Origin of the sequence: Herminiimonas sp. (genome assembly GCF_030645555.1) — a bacterium.
GTDB lineage: Bacteria > Pseudomonadota > Gammaproteobacteria > Burkholderiales > Burkholderiaceae_D > Oxalicibacterium.
The window spans coordinates 1-20547 of the sequence record NZ_JAUSME010000108.1; the positions used below are offsets into that span (position 1 = coordinate 1).

At 55.8% G+C, this 20547-nt stretch carries 13 protein-coding genes; 8 read left to right on the plus strand and 5 right to left on the minus strand.

The features are described 5' to 3' along the window. Together Q7T06_RS04360 and dnaE are read right to left on the minus strand one after the other, a co-directional pair. Positions 1-718: hypothetical protein (locus Q7T06_RS04360; protein WP_304780817.1), on the minus strand; the 718-nt coding region annotated here is incomplete at its 3' end. Positions 719-722: 4 nt separating this feature from the next. Next, the gene (dnaE, locus tag Q7T06_RS04365; protein ID WP_304780821.1) at positions 723-4184 is read right to left on the minus strand and encodes a DNA polymerase III subunit alpha; all 3462 of its coding nucleotides are present in this window, start codon (positions 4182-4184) and stop codon (positions 723-725) included. Positions 4185-4383: 199 nt separating this feature from the next. Here dnaE and Q7T06_RS04370 point away from each other — a divergent pair, with 199 nt between their 5' ends. Continuing rightward, entirely contained in the window at positions 4384-5232 is an 849-nt protein-coding gene (locus Q7T06_RS04370; RefSeq protein ID WP_304780825.1) for a sulfurtransferase, read from the plus strand. 52 nt (positions 5233-5284) lie between these two features. Next, positions 5285-6130, plus strand: coding sequence for a 3-deoxy-8-phosphooctulonate synthase (gene kdsA, locus Q7T06_RS04375; protein WP_304780827.1), 846 nt, complete (start codon positions 5285-5287; stop codon positions 6128-6130). 509 nt (positions 6131-6639) lie between these two features. Here kdsA and Q7T06_RS04380 read toward each other — a convergent pair. Continuing rightward, the gene (locus Q7T06_RS04380) at positions 6640-7338 is read right to left on the minus strand and encodes a pirin family protein (RefSeq protein ID WP_304780830.1); all 699 of its coding nucleotides are present in this window, start codon (positions 7336-7338) and stop codon (positions 6640-6642) included. Between the two features lie 122 nt (positions 7339-7460). Here Q7T06_RS04380 and Q7T06_RS04385 point away from each other — a divergent pair, with 122 nt between their 5' ends. Both Q7T06_RS04385 and gluQRS read left to right on the plus strand, forming a co-directional pair. Continuing rightward, a complete protein-coding gene (locus tag Q7T06_RS04385; protein ID WP_304780834.1) occupies positions 7461-8378 on the plus strand; it encodes a LysR family transcriptional regulator in 918 nt (305 codons plus the stop codon). Between the two features lie 3 nt (positions 8379-8381). After that, on the plus strand, positions 8382-9272 hold the full coding sequence (gene gluQRS, locus Q7T06_RS04390) for a tRNA glutamyl-Q(34) synthetase GluQRS (RefSeq protein ID WP_304780836.1): 891 nt from the start codon (positions 8382-8384) through the stop codon (positions 9270-9272). A 43-nt stretch (positions 9273-9315) separates the two neighbouring features. Here gluQRS and Q7T06_RS04395 read toward each other — a convergent pair whose 3' ends face one another. Next, complete coding sequence (locus Q7T06_RS04395; protein ID WP_304780839.1) at positions 9316-10833, minus strand: DEAD/DEAH box helicase; 1518 nt, start codon at positions 10831-10833, stop codon at positions 9316-9318. A 546-nt stretch (positions 10834-11379) separates the two neighbouring features. Between Q7T06_RS04395 and Q7T06_RS04400 the strand changes: the two genes are divergently transcribed. Further along, on the plus strand, positions 11380-12801 hold the full coding sequence (locus tag Q7T06_RS04400) for an HD domain-containing phosphohydrolase (protein ID WP_304780842.1): 1422 nt from the start codon (positions 11380-11382) through the stop codon (positions 12799-12801). A 41-nt stretch (positions 12802-12842) separates the two neighbouring features. Here Q7T06_RS04400 and Q7T06_RS04405 read toward each other — a convergent pair whose 3' ends face one another. After that, the gene (locus Q7T06_RS04405; protein ID WP_304780847.1) at positions 12843-14516 is read right to left on the minus strand and encodes a PAS domain-containing methyl-accepting chemotaxis protein; all 1674 of its coding nucleotides are present in this window, start codon (positions 14514-14516) and stop codon (positions 12843-12845) included. 424 nt (positions 14517-14940) lie between these two features. On the opposite strand from Q7T06_RS04405, the gene cfa reads away from it, so the two are divergent. The 3 genes from cfa to Q7T06_RS04420 all read left to right on the plus strand — a co-directional run. Then, positions 14941-16104 (plus strand): cyclopropane fatty acyl phospholipid synthase, encoded by a 1164-nt coding sequence (gene cfa, locus Q7T06_RS04410; protein ID WP_304780850.1) that lies wholly within the window; start codon positions 14941-14943, stop codon positions 16102-16104. Between the two features lie 117 nt (positions 16105-16221). Continuing rightward, positions 16222-17430: an MFS transporter gene (locus tag Q7T06_RS04415; RefSeq protein ID WP_304780852.1), complete on the plus strand. Its 1209-nt coding sequence runs from the start codon at positions 16222-16224 to the stop codon at positions 17428-17430. 271 nt (positions 17431-17701) lie between these two features. Further along, a partial coding sequence (locus tag Q7T06_RS04420; RefSeq protein WP_304780855.1) for an EAL domain-containing protein occupies positions 17702-20547 on the plus strand: 2846 nt, incomplete at its 3' end.

Genomic DNA, 20547 nt, shown 5'->3' on the forward strand with positions numbered 1-20547 from the left:
TGGTTGCGCTTTGCCACGCGACAGCAATGACTGCCACCGTCCCGAGTACCAGCACTACGCTGCGCCAGGAAAAAGTGATGTAGCGCAGCAAGACCAATACACTTCCGATAATGAATATCAGACTTCCAGTGCGGGTTTTCGCCAGGAACAGCAATGCAACCACCGTGTACAACAGCATCGCAATACGCAGCCACTTGTGCTCATGGTGCACGCAAATTTCATTCAACATCCAGCCACCCGCAATACCCAGCAATATACATATCAATTTAGATTTATTACCGGCATAGACACGGTAGTTCTGAACCAAGTCCCATTCCGGCAGGAACTGGAAAAAATTCAGATAAAACAAGGTCGCTGCAAGCACTGCGCCAGCGAAAAAAACATTCAGTGCACGTTGTTGCCAGCGCCCTGCACCAACGCTGATAAACACCAGCAGCACCAGATAAATCTGGTAATGCATAAACGCTTTCCAGAATCCATCCGGACGTTCAAGAAACAATCCGGCAACACTGGTCACCACCAGCAAACCCATCACTGGCAGGAACATGGGGCTGTCCTTGATCGCCTGCCATCTGTCACGGTAATGCCCACCCAGCAGCAAGGCCACCAAGAACATGACGATGACGGTATACCCTATGCCTATCGGAAAAAACAAGGTAATGGGCAATAGTGAAAGGATGAATTGCGCTTTCGTTTCTTTTGTATTGAACAAATTCATGCGGTCATTCGTAGGCGATCTGTACATTTTTTTCCGAATATAAATCGATCAGTTTTTGTTTGATATTGTCGTCCGGATTGATGCGCCACTGCTCGGCCAGACACAGCTCCGACACACCTTTCGGATTCTGGTACTGGATCACGACCGGACTGCCATCTGCGCGGGCTGCCGATTGCAGGGTTGCCATCAATACGCTGATGTCGGCCGATGCCTGCAGGGACAGGCGCACGCATTTTGCATACTGGATGCGTGCGGCGGCGATATCCATCACTTTTTCGGCGGTGATACGCAAGCCGCCGGAGAAGCGGTCTTCCGATATCTTGCCTGACACCGCAAGGAATTCATCTTCCTTGAACAGATTGCGGTTGGCGTCATACACTTCGTTATACACAGTCACGTCCACTGTGGCGCTGCCGTCATCGAGCGTGACGATGATCATGCGCCCACGCTGCGTCATCTGCGTGCGCAAACCCGACACCACGCCGGCCATCAACCTGGCTTCGCGCGACGGCGACAAATCGTTGAGGCGGGTGCGTGCAAAACGGCGCGCCTCATCCGCATATGCATTGAACAAATGCCCGGACAGGTAAAAGCCCAGGGCCGCTTTTTCTTCCGTCAGCTTTTGCTTGTCGCTCCATGGCGCGACCTTCACGTATTCGGGCGGCGTTTCCAGATCGCTGTCGTCGCCACCGAACAGACTGACCTGGTTCGCTGACGCTTCCGCCTGCTCCGCACACTCCATCGCAAAGCCGACCGAAGCCAGCAGAATCGCGCGATCGACAGCGAAGCAGTCGAAAGCACCGGCCCGGATCAGCGCATCGATCGTGCGGCGGTTGATCTGCCGCTTGTCGACCCGTTTGCAAAAATCGAACAGATCGGTAAACGGTTTTTCCTGGCGCGCGGCCACGATCGCATCGATCGCACCCTTGCCCGAGCCCTTGACCGCACCCAGGCCGTAACGTATCTGCGTGGCTTTCTTGCCTGCCTCGCCGACCGGTATGAAGCGATAGTCGGATTGATTGATATCCGGCGGCAGCAGGCTCAAGCCGCAGATATCGATCGCGTCCTCGACCAGGATCTTGATCTTGTCGGTGTCATCCATTGCCAGCGACAAGTTGGCTGCCATGAATGCGGCCGGATGATGCGCCTTCAGGTAGGCAGTGTGATACGACAGCAAGGCATAAGCAGCAGCATGCGACTTGTTAAAGCCGTAGCCGGCAAATTTTTCCATCAAGTCGAATATTTCATCGGCTTTTTCTGCACTCAAGCCATTCTTCGCCGCACCGGCACGGAACAGCTCGCGATGCTCGGCCATTTCCTCGGCCTTCTTCTTGCCCATCGCGCGACGCAACAGATCCGCGCCGCCCAGCGAGTAACCACCGATGACCTGCGCCATCTGCATGACCTGCTCCTGATAAACCATGATGCCGTAGGTTTCCGACAGAATGGCTTCGGTGCGCGGGTCGGGATATTCGAAGCGTTCGCCGTGCTTGCGGCGGCAGAAATCCGGAATCAGATCCATCGGGCCCGGACGGTACAGCGCGACCAGCGCGATAATGTCTTCAAAGCGATCCGGCCGCGCATCCTTCAGCATGCCTTGCATGCCGCGGCTTTCCAGCTGGAACACGGCGACGGTTTTCGCCTTGGTCAGCAATTCGTACGACGGCCTGTCGTTGAGCGGCAGATTTTCCAGCGCGAAATCGGCCAGCGCCGGATCTAGATCCTTGATGTAACGCACCGCACGATCAAGTATTGTCAGCGTGGTCAAACCCAAAAAGTCGAACTTCACCAGGCCGACTGCTTCGACATCGTCCTTGTCGTATTGTGACACCACGCCGGCGTCGCCGCCCTGCGTGTACAGCGGACAGAAATCGGTCAGCTTGCCCGGCGCAATCAGCACACCGCCCGCATGCATGCCGATGTTGCGCGCGATGCCCTCGACTTTTTGCGCCAGCTCCAGCAGCTGCTTGACCTCTTCTTCATTTTCCAGGCGCTCGGCCAGCAGCGGCTCTTCCTTGATCGCATCCGATATCGTCACCAGCTTGCCCGGCTTGAACGGGATCAGCTTGGAAATGCCGTCGCAGAAGTTGTAACCGAAATCCAGCACGCGGCCGACATCGCGCACCGCGCCCTTGGCCGCCATCGTGCCAAAGGTGGCGATCTGCGATACTGCATCCTTGCCGTACTGATCCTTCACATATTGAATGACGCGATCGCGCCCTTCCTGACAAAAGTCGATATCGAAATCGGGCATCGAAACGCGCTCAGGATTGAGGAAGCGCTCGAACAGCAGGTTGTACTGCAACGGGTCCAGATCGGTAATCAGCAATGAATACGCGACCAACGAGCCGGCACCCGAACCACGGCCAGGACCTACCGGCACGCCATTGTTTTTTGCCCACTTGATAAAGTCCGCCACGATCAGGAAGTAACCGGGGAAACCCATGTGGATGATGGTGTCGGTCTCGAACTTCAATCGCGTCTGATAGCGCTCGCGGTTTTGCTCACGCACTGCCGGATCGGGGTACAGATGTTCCAGCCGCGCATCCAGGCCGCGCTGTGCTTCTTTCACCAAAAACTCATCGATGGACGAACCATCAGGTGTAGGGAAATTCGGCAGCTTGGGCTTGCCCAGTTCCAGCACCAGATTGCAGCGCTTGGCAATCTCGACCGAATTCTGCAGCGCATGCGGCATGTCGGCAAACAGTTCCGCCATTTCCGCCTGCGTGGTAAAGCGCTGCTGCTCGTTGAAGCGCTTGATGCGGCGCGGATTGGCGAGAATCTCGCCTTCGGAAATACAGGTGCGCGCTTCATGCGCGGTGAATTCATCCTTTTCCAGGAACTGCACCGGATGCGTCGCCACCAGCGGCAGATTCAGTTTCGCCGCCAGCACCGATGCCTGGCGCACATGCGCATCCATATTCGGCTGGCCGGCACGCTGCACTTCTATATAGAAATGACCGGGGAAAAGTTCGGCCCAGCGTTGCGCATGTCGCTCGGCGCCAGCCAGATTGCCGTTATCGATGGCGATGCCGACATCGCCGAAGTGCGCGCCGGACAACACGATCAAACCATTCGCACCGCCCTCGGCAGCCAGTTGCTCCAGCCATTCGGCACGGATTTCGGCGCGGCCGCGATGCAGGTTGGTCAGCCAAGCCTTCGACAACAACTCGCACAATTGCAGATAACCGGTCTTGTTCTTGACCAGCAACAGCAGGCGCGAGGGCTTGTCCCTGTCACTGTCATTCGTGATCCAGACATCGCAGCCGATGACAGGCTTGATGCCTTTGGAGCGCGCTTCTTTATAGAATTTGACCATGCCGAACAGGTTGGCGAGGTCGGAAATGGCCAGCGCAGGCTGCGCATCGGCAGCGGCAGCCTTGATCACATCGTCGATGCGGATCAAGCCGTCGACGATCGAATATTCGGAGTGGAGGCGGAGATGTATAAATTGCGGAGAAATCATGGCGGTATTCTACCGCGACCATCTCTTGCAACAGAGATTTCAGCATTCGCCAAGTGAAGTTTATAATGGCGGATTGCGCATACATGGCAGCACCGCCCTGTAATGCCGCTACAGTGCCGTTGCAGGGCTGCCATTCGATGAATCAGCAATGCAACATTGTCCTCTTTACAAGAGCAATCACTTACCAGACCGCGCCAGCATGCAATCAACACCCACTTTCCTGAATATCGCCGCCTACAAATTCATTACTTTTGACGACACGGCAGAAAAGCGCCCGGAATTTCTCGCCAAATGCAATCAACTGTCGCTAAAAGGCACGATACTGCTCAGCCCGGAAGGCATCAACCTGTTCCTGGCCGGCATGCGCGGCGCGATAGATGAATTCCTCGAGTGGTTGCGGGCCGATGCACGCTTCGCCGACCTGGAAATCAAGGAAAGCTACTCCGACGATCAACCCTTCAATTACATGCTGGTCAAACTGAAGCGCGAAATCATCACGATGAAGCATCCACTGATCAAGCCGGAAGAAGGCCGCGCGCCATCGGTAGACGCACCTACGCTCAAACGCTGGCTGGATCAGGGCCATGACGATACCGGCAAGCCAGTCGTCATGATGGATACGCGCAATGACTTTGAAGTCGATGTCGGCACCTTCGACAGCACGATCGACTACCGGATAGCGAAATTCAGCGAATTCCCGGATATCGTCACAAAGAACAAGGATGCACTGGCAGACAAAACCGTCGTCACCTTTTGTACCGGCGGCATACGCTGCGAAAAAGCCGCGATATACATGAAGAATGTCGGCTACGACAGCGTGTATCAACTGGACGGCGGCATCCTCAAGTATTTTGAAGAAGTCGGCGGCGCCCATTACACCGGCGACTGTTTCGTCTTCGATCATCGCACTGCACTTAATCCGCGCCTGCAACCCAGCCTGCCGCTGCAATGCGCGGCATGCAACGCAACCGTCACGCCGCGCGAGCAATTGTCGCCGCTCTACGTGGCCGCGCAATCCTGCCCGCATTGCGCCACAGCGACCGCTTAACGTCATTACGCCCACAGCCTCCTTTAACTCACGCATACCCAAGCATCTAAAAATGATCAAAATAACCGGTGATATCCAGGTCGACAATGCAGCACCCTTCGTCCTGTTTGGCGGCATCAATGTGCTCGAATCGCGCGAGCTCGCGCTGCGTTCCTGCGAAGAATATGTCCGCGTCACCAAAAAACTGGGCATACCCTATGTCTTCAAGGCTTCGTTCGACAAGGCCAACCGCTCATCGATACATTCCTATCGAGGCCCGGGACTGGAAGAAGGAATGCGCATTTTTGAAGATGTGAAACAGGCATTCGGCGTCCCCGTAATCACCGACGTGCACGAAGTGCATCAGGCAAAAATCGTTGCCGAAGTCGCCGATGTATTGCAGCTGCCAGCCTTCCTCGCCAGGCAAACCGATCTGGTCATCGCGCTAGCGCAAACCGGCCGCGTGATCAACATCAAAAAGCCGCAATTCCTCAGCCCACCGCAGATGTTGAACATCGTCGAGAAATTCCGAGAAGCCGGCAACGAGCAACTGATCCTGTGCGATCGCGGCACCTGCTTCGGTTACGACAACCTGGTGGTCGACATGCTCGGCTTTGGCGTGATGAAAAAAGTCTGCAACAATCTGCCGATTATTTTTGACGTCACCCACGCGTTGCAGCAGCGCGATGCGCTGGGCGCAGCATCCGGCGGACGGCGTGAGCAGGTAGCGGATCTGGCGCGCGCCGGCATGGGCGTAGGCCTGGCCGGACTTTTCCTCGAAGCGCATCCAGACCCGAAGAATGCGAAATGCGATGGGCCTAGCGCTTTGCCGCTGGACAAGCTGGAGCCATTCCTGACGCAGTTGAAGGCATTGGATGATTTGGTCAAATCGTTTGCGCCGCTGGATATCGAAGCGTAATTTCTAGCTGGTTTTCTTGTATTAAAAAAAGCGCGGCATCTTTTGGATGCGGCGCTTTTTTGTTTTGCAATGCAGGTAACGAATACTGGATTGGTAGGCACTTCGTTGTGGCCTGGTTTGCCGGATAGGTCAGTTATGACTTGATCGTTAGCTAATCGAGATAAAACGAATTTCTATGATGGATTGCCCGTTGTACATAACTCGGGAATTAGTGCCGCGAGACCCCTGCGCCCGATGCCGAAGGCGAGGAAGCATGGCCGTTATCCGCTTTGACGCTGCCAGTGATGCGGTGTCGAAAATGGAACAAGAAGTGAACGTTGTCTGAGCCGCAGGCGAGTTTCGTTCGCTTCCCATTTTTGGCAACGCATCACTGGCAAGCCCGAAGGGCCAGCGGCTCCACGGTCGCCTTTTTTAGGTTACCTTTTTTGGCGAAGCAAAAAAGGTAACTAGCCGCCGGGCTACCCCCGGCAACTGAGCCTCATGGACGAGATAACTTCTAACAAATACAATCAAACCAGATCAAACACCAGCACTTCAGCCTGCTGACCACCACGGATATCGACAGCCGCAACATCCGACAATTTCAGCGCATCACCAGTTTTCAGCGCCACACCATTCACCTCAACAGCACCCCGCGCAACGTGCACATAAGCACGACGCCCGGCAGCAAGCGGCAATGACGCAGCTTCAGCACCATCGAACAAACCCACATACAGCTTTGCATCCTGATGGATCAGCACTGAACCATCGGCACTATCGGGACTCGCAATCAGTCGCAGGCGACCGCGTTTTTCTTCCTCGGCGAAATGCTTTTCTTCATAGCTGGGTGCTATGCCGAGCACATTCGGCTGTATCCAGATTTGCAGGAAATGCGTCTGCCGGTCTTTCGCGTGATTGAATTCCGAATGCCGCACGCCGCTGCCAGCACTCATGCGCTGCACGTCACCCGGACGTATCACGCTGCCGGTGCCCATGCTGTCTTTATGCGCAAGTTCGCCTTCCAGCACATAACTGATGATTTCCATGTCGCGATGACCGTGCGTGCCAAAGCCGGCGCCGGCATTGACGCGGTCTTCATTGATCACGCGCAAGGGACCGAAACCCATATGCTTTTCGTCATGGTATTCGGCAAATGAAAAAGTGTGGTGCGAATCCAGCCAGCCATGGTTGGCATGGCCGCGGTCTTCACTTTTACGAAGTTCAAGCATGATGTCTTCCTTTCTGTACAGTTTTACTGTTTAAGCTGGTAACACTATAGGACTTCAGAAGGGATTAAATAAGGGCATAATTCTAGACAAGTCATTCAAATAATTTGAATATTGGAATTGCCATGAACCTGACGCTGGAATCCATCCGCATCCTCGACACGATAGACCGCAAAGGCAGCTTTGCCGCCGCCGCTGTGGCGCTGGATCGCGTGCCGTCTGCACTGACTTATAGCGTACGCAAACTGGAAGAAGACCTCGACGTGCTGCTGTTCGATCGCCGCGGCCATCGCGCCAAGCTGACGCCGGCCGGGCTGGAATTGCTGACTGAAGGCCGCCATCTGCTGCGCGCCGCCGATGAACTGGAGCAACGCGTCAAGCGTACGGCAAGCGGCTGGGAAGTGGAGTTGCGCATCGTGCTTGATGCGCTGATCCCGTTTGAAAAAATGCTGCCGCTGATCGCGGAATTCGATGCCCAGGGTTCCGGCACCCGCCTGCGCTTTTCGACCGAAGTGCTGTCCGGCGTATGGGAAACGCTGATCAACGGCGATGCGGATCTGGCCATAGGCGTATCGTCGGATGGACCGGATCTGGTGCGCGGCAGCGGCGGCTTCCGCACACGGCCGCTGGGCGTAGTGGACTGGGTCTTTGCAGTGGCACCCGATCACCCGCTGGCGCGACTACCCGATCCGCTGGCGGCAAGCGTGGTCCAGCAATACCGCGCCGTTGCAACCGGCGATAGCGGACGCATGCTACCCAGCGTCACTGCGGGATTGCTGACCGGGCAGGCTACACTGACGGTCCCTACCATGCGCGACAAATTGCATGCACAACTCGCCGGCCTCGGCTGCGGCCATCTGCCACGCACCTGGGCTGCACCCTATCTGGCCGCCGGCGCCTTGATAGAAAAACAGACGACTGAAATCAAACCCGCCGGCACGCCGCACTATGCCTGGCGCACCGATGGGCGCGGCAAATGCCTGAAATGGCTGCTGACGCGACTGGCGGACCCCGATGTGCAGCGCATGCTGCTGGCGGAGTAAGCGATGACTGAAGTATTAAGCAATTACATTGGCCGCTTCGCCCCGTCCCCCAGCGGCCCCCTGCATGCCGGTTCGCTGGTCGCTGCGCTGGCCAGCTATCTGGATGCCCGGGCGCATCGCGGCACGTGGCTGCTGCGCATAGAAGACATCGACGAAATGCGCACTGTACCGGGCGCGGTGGCAGTCATCATGCAGGCACTGGCCGCATTCGGCATGCAGCACGATGGCGCAGTGCTCGTGCAAAGTCAGCGCAAGGATTTGTATCAAGCGGCATGCGATCGCCTGACTGCGCATGTCTATCCCTGCGGCTGCACGCGCAAGGAAATTGCCGATTCACGGCTGGGCATAGCTGCCGACGGCGCCGCGATTTATCCGGGAACCTGCCGCCACGGCATCGCTGCCGGCAAGACGGCGCGCACCCTGCGCCTGCGGGTACCGGATGCAGGCCAGGCCGATGAAACGATTACCTTCGACGACCGCTGGCTGGGTCCGCTCACGCAACATCTGGCGACAGAAGTCGGCGACTTTGTATTGAAACGCGCCGATGGATACTGGGCTTATCAACTGGCGGTGGTCGTTGACGATGCCGATCAGGGCGTCACGCATATCGTGCGCGGCACCGATTTACTGGAATCTACCGGACGGCAAATCTATCTGCAACGCTTGCTGGGCTTGCCAACGCCATCCTATATGCACGTGCCGGTAGTCTTGAATGAGAGCGGTGAAAAACTGTCGAAGCAGACCGGTGCGCAGGCGCTGGATCTGGCGCATCCGCTGGATGAATTATTGCGTGCTGCGCGTTTTCTGGGCTTGCCGATAGCAGATGCGCAATCGCTCGCAGACTTCTGGCGCCTCGCGATTGCGGCGTGGGCACAACGATTTGGCGCACAATAAAAAAGGGCACAATGCTGTGCCCTTGATATGGAAGCTTTAAAAATCAGCGCTTCGGTGCGCCACCCAGCAGGGCCGCCATCTTGTGCTTCTGCGGCTTGGCTGCTGCCTGCTCGGCAGGCTTGCCTTCATCGTGCGCGGAAGGCGATGGCTCATACGGCTTGGTGAAGAAGGAATCGATCTTTTCCTTGCGCGGCGCACCCGCATAGGCACTGCGACTGGCAGGCGCCGGTGCGCTGGCACTACGTTCCGGTGCGCGTGGCGGACGGCTGGCGGATTCTTCACGACGCGGACTGCGTTCCTGTGGCCGGCGCTCGCTGCTGCGCTCGTTACTACGTTCGCTACCACGCTCATTGCTGCGTGCCGACGACGGCGCAAAGCCGACCAGTTCCGCCGGCACGAAAGTATGCTTGATCATCTTTTCGATATCGACCAGCAAACGCGCATCCTTGTCCGAGAATAAAGAAATTGCATCGCCGGATGCACCGGCACGACCGGTACGGCCTATGCGGTGCACATAATCTTCCGCGTTGTACGGCAAATCGAAATTGATCACGCATGGCAATTCGGCGATATCGAGTCCGCGCGCCGCGACGTCGGTCGCCACCAGCACTTCTATCGTGCCCTTCTTGAATTGCTCCAGCGCCTGCATGCGTTCCGACTGTGTTTTATCGCCGTGGATGGCCGATGCTTTCACGCCTTCGTTTTCCAGCTGGCGCGCCAGGCGCGATGCGCCTATCTTGGTGTTCGAGAACACGATGACCTGTTTCAAGCCGCGCTGGCGGATGATGTAGGACACCGCATCGCGCTTGGCTTCTTCTTCGACTTTATAAATGATCTGCGTGACGTTTTCAGCCGTCGCATTGCTGCGTGCGACCTCGATCGTGACCGGATCTTTCAGGAAGGTCGCAGCCAGCTTCTTGATTTCCGGCGAAAACGTCGCGGAAAACATCAGGTTCTGGCGCTGCTTGGGCAGCAGGTTGATGATGCGCTGCAGGTCGGGCAAAAAGCCCATGTCCAGCATGCGGTCGGCTTCATCCATCACGAGGATTTGCGTCTGCGACAGATTGATCGTTTTTTGCTGCACGTGATCGAGCAGGCGGCCCGGCGTCGCAATGACGATTTCCACACCGGCGCGCAGCGCAGCGGTTTGCGGCGCCATATCCATGCCGCCGAACACAACCAGCGAACGCAGTGGCGTATGACGGCAATAGGCTTTGACATTGGCGGCAACCTGATCGGCCAGTTCGCGCGTCGGCGTCAGGATCAGGGCGCGCACCGGATGGCGTGCAGGCGAGGCGCTGGAACTGGCATGCGCCAGCAGCAGCTGGATGATAGGCAGCGAAAAGCCGGCCGTTTTACCAGTGCCGGTTTGCGCCGCGCCCATCAAGTCTATGCCCTTGAGCACGACCGGGATCGCCTCAGCCTGGATAGGCGTCGGATGTACATAACCCTGGTCGTTCAATGCACGCAGGATTTCCGGTGCCAGACCCAAGTCTTCAAAGCGGATGGCAGGCGGGGCATCGGTTGCGGCGGGCACTATTATTGGCTGAATATCAGACATTATTTGTAGCAGGTCTTGCCCCTAACGGAGGCGACATGATCGTTGACGACGGAGATAAGGAACCGCGCAACGCATCCGAAAAAGACCTGGCTCTTTCGATAAATTTGAATGTTTTCTTCGGTGATGAAACGAGGTGCAAGTACAGACGCAGGACGCTATTGAATATCGTGACCATCTCGACCGCCATTGCCACCTCGACAGTGACAGGGTGCATTATACGCCGGAAGAGGAATTATCGTGATTTATCAATGGCTTGGGTGCGTACGCAATACCGACAAATGAGGTGCGACTGCTGGAGCGAAGTGGCGTGCAGTGCTGATTGCCAGCTAAATATATGAACTTCCAGCGCAAACTGGCAATCAGACTTATCAAGTTGCCATTAATTTAAAAATACATAAGCAAAGGGCGCCCGAACACAGGTATCTTCGTCGGGCAGATGCTTGCCTGGTGTAACGATGCCGTTATGGATGTAGCCGAACAATTCGGTGAAAATCATATCCCGTCAGATGGGCATGCGAACAGAATATACTCACAAGGCAAACAACCGTGAGCATTACAGAAAACTCATGCTGCAACATGAGTGCCAACGATAGCGAGAACAAACAAATGCAGCCTTCCAGCCAACAGCCTTCCGCCGCATCACCCAACCCTAATCTGATGGCAGCGGACGTCTCCGAGTTTTTCGAAGGCAGTCCGGTCCCGACATTTGCAATCAATAATGAGCACGTCATCACGGATTGGAACCGGGCTTGCGAACTCATCAGCGGCTTGACCGCCGTCGAAATGGTGGGCACGCGCAACCACTGGCGCTTGCTGTATACGCACGAAAGACCATTGCTGGTCGACCTGATTGTTTCCGGCACGATAGAGGAAAACGTCAACGTTCTCTATCGCGACAAACCGCGCCGCTCAAGCGTCATCAAGGGCACTTACCAAATCGAGGATTTTTTTCCGCATCTGGGTGAAGCCGGACGCTGGCTCTCATTTTCTGCCGCAGCCCTGCACAATCCGGCCGGCCAGATTGTGGGCGCCATCGAAGTGCTGCAGGACATCACGCAGCAAAAAGCGGCGGAAGTGGCATTGCAAAAAGCACACGATGGTCTTGAGCATCTGGTTGAAGAACGGACGACTGAACTGAAGGAAGTCAATGCCAATCTGACCGGCCTGAATGCCAAGTTGAAGAGCAGCTTCCTGACCACGATCAAGATTTTCTCCAACCTGATCGAGATGCGCGCCGGACACCTGGCAGGTCACTCGCGACGTGTCGCCGATCTCGCCAGACGCATCGCAGGACGCATGAACGTCAGCTTCAACGACGCCCAGGAAATTTTCGTCGCCGGCCTGCTGCACAACATCGGCAAGATCGGATTTTCAGATGAACTGCTGGCGACACCGCTCAATCTGATGAATAGCGACACACTCCGCATTTACCAAAAATTCACCATACACGGCGAGCAATTGCTGATGCCACTGGAAGACATGACATCGATTGCGCACATCATCCGTTCGCAACAGGAACGTTTTGATGGCGGCGGCTATCCCGATCGGCTCGCAGGATCGGAAATTCCGCTCGGTGCGCGCATTCTTGCCATCGCCAGCGATTATGAAAACCTGCAAAACGGCACGCTGCTGCAGAAAGAATTACGCAACGACCAGGCATTCAACATGGTTCTGCGCGGCGAAGGCAAACGCTACGATCCGGCAGTCGTGCTCGCTTTCCAGGAAGTGATCAATGGCGTAATCAACCCGACGACAGAAGCACAGAGCGAATTGTTCACATCCCAACTGAAACCCGGCATGATCATCGCGCGCGACTTGATCGGTCAGGACAATTTTTTATTATTGTCGACCGATCATGTACTGGACGAACGGCTGATCAAAAAAATCATCGCTTTTGAAGCTGCCTGGGGTGTGCGCATGACCATCTGGGTCAAGGCATCAGCCAGGGACAGTACGCCGGCAGCGTAATTCCATCTGAAAGAATCACTGCATCTTTGAGTCAAGGCAACTCAATGCAGCGTTTTGGATAGTAGCAGCGGTTTGCGCGCACCCTGTTGCATCTGCAAGCTTGCTGGTGCGACGGGCAATCTCTGGGCGCCGACAACGACATTATTACGCCCCGTTTTAAACACCGAGATGGTTTTCTGCAAATGCACCGTCTGCTCTTCCAGACTGGCTGCAGCACCGGCGGCCTGCTCGACCAGCGCCGCATTTTGCTGCGTCACCTGATCCATGTGCGCAATCGCCAGATTGACCTGATCTATCCCGCTGCTTTGCTCCCGGCTGGCGACCGCGATTTCTTTCATGATGTCGTTGACTTGCTGGACTGAACTGACGATGTCGCTCATCGTCGTCATCGCATCGCCAACCAGGCGATTGCCAACATCCACTTTTTCTACCGAATGGTCGATCAAGGTCTTGATCTCCTTCGCCGCACTCGCCGAACGTTGCGCCAGACTTCTTACCTCTGCCGCGACCACGGCAAATCCCCTGCCCTGCTCACCTGCACGCGCGGCTTCGACCGCTGCGTTCAAGGCCAGGATATTGGTTTGAAAGGCAATACCGTCGATCAGGCTGATGATATCGACGATCCGTTTTGCGGATGTACTGATTTCATCCATCGTCGCGCCGACTTTTTCCACCACCGCGCCGCCTTTGCTGGCGACCTCCGATGCAGACAAGGCCAGCTGGTTTGCCTGATGCGCATTCTCTGCATTCTGTTTCACGGTCGAAGCGAATTCCTCCATGCTGGACGCCGTTTCTTCCAGGCTCGATGCCTGTGATTCGGTGCGTCCGCACAAATCCATATTGCCTACCGTGATTTCATGCGTGGCCGTCGTGATCGTATCGGCATTGGCGCGCACATCACCTATCACCGAGCGCAAATTGACGTTCATTTGCTGCAATGCCTGCTGCAACTGCCCTATATCATCATGCCGCTCTGTGGCGAAATGCACCGTCAAATCGCCGCCTGCAATGGCGCGCGCTCCTTCTATCATCGTTTTCAAGGGCCGTATTACAGAGGCATGCAAGCGGGCCCACACCAGCAGCGTCAAGGCTGCGCCGGCGATGGTTGTACCGCCGTACCAGTACCAGCGCACGCCATCCGCCGCCGCAGTCGTGGCGGCAATACCCAAAGCCAGCATCAACGCCAAAATCACACTCATGCTCACGCCTATGCGCACGCTCAATCCGGTGTTGCCCCACGCTGCCAGCTTGCCCGACAAACCTGTTGATACGACTGCGCCGCGCTTGATCGCCAGACCTTTGGCCTGACCGGCCTTGAACAACGCATATATTTTTGCTGCACCCGCTACCTGCTCGGCGCTGGGTTTGTTACGTACCGACATGTGACCGACTATCTGCCCATCTTCACGCACCGGAGTGACATTGGCGCGCACCCAGTAGTAATCACCATTCTTGCTGCGGTTTTTAACGATGCCCGTCCATGGCAAACCCGACTTGAGGGTCTGCCACATATCGGCAAAAGCCTCTTCAGGCATGTCGGGATGACGAATGATGTTATGCGGCGCACCCATCAATTCATCTTCTGAAAATCCGCTCATCTCCATGAATGCCGGATTCATATAGGTAATACGGCCCTTGGTGTCTGTTTTCGATACCAGGGACATGCCCTCCTTCAGCATGTGTTCGGTATTGGTGACAGGCAGGTTGGTACGCATGTGTATTTCTCCGGGCAAATAGATTAGTAATCGTTACAACTTGCTGCGCGTCGCTCTCAACACGGACGACCGCAACAGAAACTGGAGAAATTATATTGCCGAACGGAAATCTCTGATTGCGTTAGATCAAACTTCACCCAGATTGAAAAATTATTTCCGCATATAAGACACAATTACAACTCGATATTTTGAACTCTTGCCGCAAGCCTGGTCTGAATGACAGGGCACTGTGTCACAGCGGCAATTAAAGTTTTCGAACGAACAATAAAAAAGTGTGCGCGAGTCAAATGCTAATTTAATATGCATAATTAATACTTATTTTTACGCCAGGTTTTTTTACACAGACAAGAACCCCTACAGCAATTGCCTTATCAGTCGCATAGATAAAAACGAGTCTTTGGTCATCAATCGAAAGGAGCCTTTAATGTCTTCTCAAATTTTTTCCCAGGGCGGTGCGTCATACACTGCAAAAAACTCGCGCCTCTATCGCGCCATGGCTGATCTGCTGGGCAAGGCAGCCATCCAGATCAACGGTTCCAGTCCCTGGGACATGCAGTTGAAAGCAGGAGGCGTACCGGAACGGGCTTTTTCCAAAGGCAATCTGGGCTTGGGTGAAGCGTATATGGATGGCGCATGGGATACCGAAGAACTGGATGAATTCTTCGCGCGTCTTTTACGCACCAGACTGACTGATCAAATCCGGCCCTTGCGCCTGCTCGGCCACGCACTCACTGCCAAGCTGCTGAACCGGCAGGATATCAAGCGCGCAAAACAGGTTGGCGAGGTGCACTACGATCTCGGCAATGATTTCTATGCCGCGATGCTCGATTCCCGTATGACCTATACCTGCGGCTACTGGGAAAATGCGCACTGCCTGGAAGATGCGCAGACCGCCAAGCTGGACATGGTCTGTCGCAAACTGCAACTCAAACCGGGCATGCGCGTGCTGGATATAGGCTGCGGCTGGGGCAGCTTCATGGCCTATGCGGCTGAAAATTATGGTGTGCAATGCGTAGGCATCAGCATCTCCAGGGAACAGGTTGCATGGGCCAGGCAGCGCTACCCCCATCTTCCGCTGGAATTCCGCCTGCAGGATTATCGCGAAATGCACGAGCAATTCGATGCGATCGCCAGTATCGGAATGTTTGAACATGTAGGCCGCAAAAATTACCGGACCTATATGCAGATGGTGCACCGATGCCTGAACAAGAACGGCTTGTTCCTGCTGCATACGATAGGAAAGAACATGCGCAAATCCGCCCCCGATCCGTGGATAGACAAGTATATTTTTCCCAACGGCGATCTGCCATCGGTCGGCCAGATCGGCGATGCCGCAGACCATCTGTTCGTGATCGAAGACGTGCATAATTTCGGCGCCGATTACGACAAGACCCTGATGGCATGGTTCAGGAATTTCGACGCTGCATGGCCGCGTTTCGAGCGCGAACTGGGCGAGCGGTTTTACCGCATGTGGCGTTATTACCTCTTGTCTTGTGCCGGCGCATTCCGCGCGCGCGATATTCAGTTATGGCAATGGGTCATGTCAAAAGAAGGCGTACGCGACGGCTATCGTCGGCCATGCATTTGATTTGATATGAACTGGGCGTTAGATGCGGCGCCCAGACAGACTGCCCGCCGACTTCCGCATCTTGCTATTGCAGCAGCGCAGCCATATCATCGTCAGTAAAACAGCACGGGGATAGGCATGAGCAACAATTCCAGCGACGACGCATCCACGCCGGCATCCCCCGTCACAAGCCGGCGCAAACTCCACCCCGACATACTCAAGCTGGGCCTGGTGAGCTTTCTCACCGACCTCAGCTCGGAAATGATTTTTTCCGTATTTGCGATTTTTTTCACAACTATCGCCGGCGCCTCCAGCGCATTGCTGGGACTGATAGAAGGACTCGCCGATTTCTCCGCCTCTTCGCTGAATTACCTTGCCGGCTGGTTATCTGACCGCAGCGGCAAGCGCAAGATCTTTGCGATCGCAGGCTATGGCTTTTCTACCCTGGCCAAGACCATCCTTTTGATCACAAGCTCCATCGTTGGTCTCAGCATGTTTCGCATCATCGAGCGACTAGGCAAGGGTTTTCGCGGACCACCGCGCGATGCATGGCTGTCATCGATCGCCACGCCGGAGACGCGCGGCTTTTCCTTTGGCGTGCACAAGGCGCTCGACAAGTCGGGCGCGGTGCTGGGGCCGCTGGCCGCCTATGGCCTCTTGTCATGGCTGGGCGAGTCGGCAGACACGTATCAGATTCTTTTCTGGATCGCCGTCATCCCGGCCGTCCTCAGCGTCCTTGTATTGTCCCGGGTCAAGGACCAGCCCGGCGTTGCGCATGAACGCGAAAGCGTCAATCAGAACTGGCGCTTGCTGAGTCCCGCATTCAAGCGCTTCCTGATACCGGCGGGGCTTTTTTCGCTGGCCTATTTCAGCCTGGGCTTTCTGCTGCTGAAGGCACACGAGGTCGGCTTCAGCATGACCGACATCGTGCTGCTCTATGCCTTGTTCAATATCACCTGCGTGCTGGCGGCGCCGCTGGTAGGCAAGCTTGGCGACCGGATAGGCCGCAGCCACATCATTGTGCTGGGCTATATCGTCTACGGGCTGATCAATCTGTGGCTGGTGTTTGCCCTTAGCCGCTGGGAAATCATCACTGTGTTTGCCATCTATGGCTGCTTTTACGCGATAGACGAGTCACAGAGCAAGGCCTTCATCGCGGACATAGAGCCGGAACGCCGCGCCACGGCTGTCGGCGTGTATAACTTCGTGACAGGCTTGCTCTATCTTCCAGCCTCGCTCACGGCCGGCGCGCTGTGGATAATCTCACCCAGCTATGCTTTTGCACTGGCGGCGCTGTTTTCGCTGATGGCCATTGCAGCATTTATTACTCTTCATCCTGAAGCCTAGTACACGGCCGTCCAGCTGCTTCTGTACCTGCAAAAATGCCCGTCACTATGGCTGCTGATGGCTACGGGCATTCGGCCAATTCTCACTCAGTCAATAAAGTAATGGTTACAATGCAAATTCATTGCAGTACAGCTTTACACTGCATGGCGAGGTCACAACATCCGACTGACCGATAGCAATGACAGTATTCTTGCCAGCCTAAACTTCGACAATGCTAAACAGAGCAATCTCTTCCAGAATCTTTCTATTCATTCCCTGGATCATCCTCTTCTTGAGTCTGACGCTGACCTACGTTCTGCAGGATGCACCGCGCGTAGCGGCGCGCAAGACACTGCAGGATGAATTCGATTTCCGTGCCAATGAAATCGTCGAAAACATCAACCGGCGCCTGCAAAGTTACGAGCAGGTACTGGAAGGTGCCGCCGGCTTGTTCGAAGCATCGCAATCGGTAACACGCAAGGAATTCGTCGGCTACGTGCGCGCACTGAAGTTCGAAGGCAAATATCCCGGCGTTCAAGGCATAGGTTTTACCCCGCTAGTGCTACCGCAGGACGTGCCCAGACATATCGCGGACATCCGCGCCGATGGCCAGGCTGCTTACGACATCCGCCCGGCAGGCCAACGCGATGTATATACACCCATCATTTACCTGGAACCTGCCACCGCGCGCAATCAGCGCGCCATAGGCTACGACATGCATTCCGAGCCGGTGCGCCGCAAGGCAATGGAAAGAGCGCGCGATGAAGGACAAACCATCATCTCCGGCAAGGTGCAACTGATACAGGAACCCCAACAGGATATGCAATCCGGCTTCCTGATGTATCTGCCTATCTATCGCGAGCAGACAGAAAATCCAACCATCGCTGAGCGCCGTACCCAGCTGATCGGCTGGATCTATGCACCCTTCCGCATGAATGACTTGATGGAAGGCATACTGGGGGAACGTTTTGGCGAACACAGCGCCACGTTGAATCTGGAAATCTACGACGGTGATGCGATCGAAAAGAAGCAGTTGATGTTCGACTCGAACAGCCGTAGCGGTCATGACAATCCGACTTCCGAATTTCACACGGTCAAGCGCCTTTCGCTCTTTGGCCACGACTGGACGGTGGCGATCGATTCGTATGAACAATTCGACGCCCGCCTTAAAAGCGACAAGGCCAATATCATAGCCGTGACCGGCACCGTGGCCAGCATGCTGCTGGCACTCGTGGTATGGCTGCTGGCAACCGGGCGCGCGCGCGCACTGGCCATGGCAGAAGGCATGACGGAAGAACTGCGGCAGAGTGCAGTTGCACAAAAGAAGCTTAACCGTGCCTTGCGCCTGCTCAGCGACTGCAACATGGCGCTGGTGCATGCTGATGATGAACACAAGTTGCTGGCTGAAATCTGCCGCCTGTGCGTGGAAAGCGGCGGTTACCTGATGGCCTGGGTCGGTTATGCGGAACAGGACGAATTCAAGTCGGTACGGCCCATTGCGCAATCCGGTTACGAAAAAGAAAGCGCGTATCTCGAAAAAATCAATATATCGTGGGACGATACCGAGCGCGGCCAGGGGCCGACAGGCGTGGCTATCCGCACCGGGCAGCCCAGTGTCAATCAAAGTGTCTTGAGCAACCCGGTCATGGCGCCGTGGCGCGAAGCTGCGCTCCAGCATGGTTATCAATCGAGCGTTGCGCTGCCTCTGATCTGCGATGCCAAGGTACTGGGCGCGCTCACCATGTATGCACGCGAACCGGATGCCTTCGATCCCGAAGAGTTGCATCTTCTGGAAGAAATGGCCAACGACCTTGCCTACGGCATCGTGACTTTGCGCACACGCGCCGAACATACTGCAGCCAAGGAAAAACTGGAGTTCCTGGCCCACTTCGATCCGCTGACCCAGCTCCCCAACCGTCTGTTGCTGCGCGACCGCTTCGAGCTCGCGGCACTCATCGCGAAAAGCGAAAACACTCTGGTCCCCCTGATTTACCTCGACCTGGATCGCTTCAAGGAAATCAACGACAGCCTGGGCTATGCTGTCGGCGACCAGGTACTCGTCATGGTCGTGGAACGACTGCGCCAATCCATGCCCCATACCGCCACCATCAGTCGCCTGAGCGGCGATGAATTTGCCGTCCTGTTGACGGGGAATTACGATGTACTCGGCATTGCAGACATTGCGAATGTTATCCGCGATGCCTTTATAGAACCCATTGCCATCGCCGACCATCTGCTCAATATCTCCGGCTCCATAGGGATAGGTGTATTCCCCAACGATGGCAACGATTTCGATACCGTACTCAAGAATGCCCATACTGCAGTCGATAGCGCCAAGGAGGCCGGGCGCAACACCTATCGCTTCTTCACGCGCGCCATGAATGCCGGCCTGGCAGAGCAGATCCGGCTCACAGGCGGCTTGGCCAGCGCCCTGCGGAACCACGAATTCCTGCTCCACTATCAACCCCAGGTCGATATACGCACTGGCCGCATCGTCGGCGTAGAAGCGCTGATACGCTGGCAACATCCAAGCGACGGACTGATCCCCCCTGGCAAGTTCATTGCACTGGCCGAACGCAGCGGCCATATCGTCCAGATGGGCGAGTGGGTGCTCAGCGAAGCATGTCGCCAGGCGAGCATTTGGCAAAATCAATATCCGGCAGCGCCAGTGATGGCGATCAATTTCTCTGCCTTGCAGTTCAAGCGCGGCAACGTACTGGAACTGGTGTCGAATGCGCTGGCCGCTTCAGGATTGCGACCAGACCGCCTGGAAGTGGAATTGACCGAATCCATCCTGCTGCAGGATGTGGCCGCCACGATCAAGACGCTGCATGGTTTGAAGGCGATGGGAGTGAAGCTGTCGATTGACGACTTTGGCACCGGCTATTCCAGCCTGTCCTACCTGAAGCAGCTGGCTGTAGACAAGCTCAAGATAGATCAATCGTTTGTGTGGGATATGCTCAACGATGCCGATGGCGCCTCTATCGTCAAGGCCATCATCCAGCTCGGACATACCCTGCAACTGACAGTCATCGCCGAGGGCGTGGAAACCGAAGCGCAACGGGCTTTCCTGGACGAATCGGGCTGCGATCAGGCACAAGGTTATTTGTTCAGCCGCCCGGTTCCTGCCGATCAATT

Bases quoted from the DNA above. Each gene is read 5' to 3' on its own strand.
- dnaE (WP_304780821.1), bottom strand. From the start codon at position 4,184: ATGATTTCTCCGCAATTTATACATCTCCGCCTCCACTCCGAATATTCG.
- Q7T06_RS04370 (WP_304780825.1), top strand. From the start codon at position 4,384: ATGCAATCAACACCCACTTTCCTGAATATCGCCGCCTACAAATTCATT.
- kdsA (WP_304780827.1), top strand. From the start codon at position 5,285: ATGATCAAAATAACCGGTGATATCCAGGTCGACAATGCAGCACCCTTC.
- Q7T06_RS04380 (WP_304780830.1), bottom strand. From the start codon at position 7,338: ATGCTTGAACTTCGTAAAAGTGAAGACCGCGGCCATGCCAACCATGGC.
- Q7T06_RS04385 (WP_304780834.1), top strand. From the start codon at position 7,461: ATGAACCTGACGCTGGAATCCATCCGCATCCTCGACACGATAGACCGC.
- gluQRS (WP_304780836.1), top strand. From the start codon at position 8,382: ATGACTGAAGTATTAAGCAATTACATTGGCCGCTTCGCCCCGTCCCCC.
- Q7T06_RS04395 (WP_304780839.1), bottom strand. From the start codon at position 10,833: ATGTCTGATATTCAGCCAATAATAGTGCCCGCCGCAACCGATGCCCCG.
- Q7T06_RS04405 (WP_304780847.1), bottom strand. From the start codon at position 14,516: ATGCGTACCAACCTGCCTGTCACCAATACCGAACACATGCTGAAGGAG.
- cfa (WP_304780850.1), top strand. From the start codon at position 14,941: ATGTCTTCTCAAATTTTTTCCCAGGGCGGTGCGTCATACACTGCAAAA.
- Q7T06_RS04415 (WP_304780852.1), top strand. From the start codon at position 16,222: ATGAGCAACAATTCCAGCGACGACGCATCCACGCCGGCATCCCCCGTC.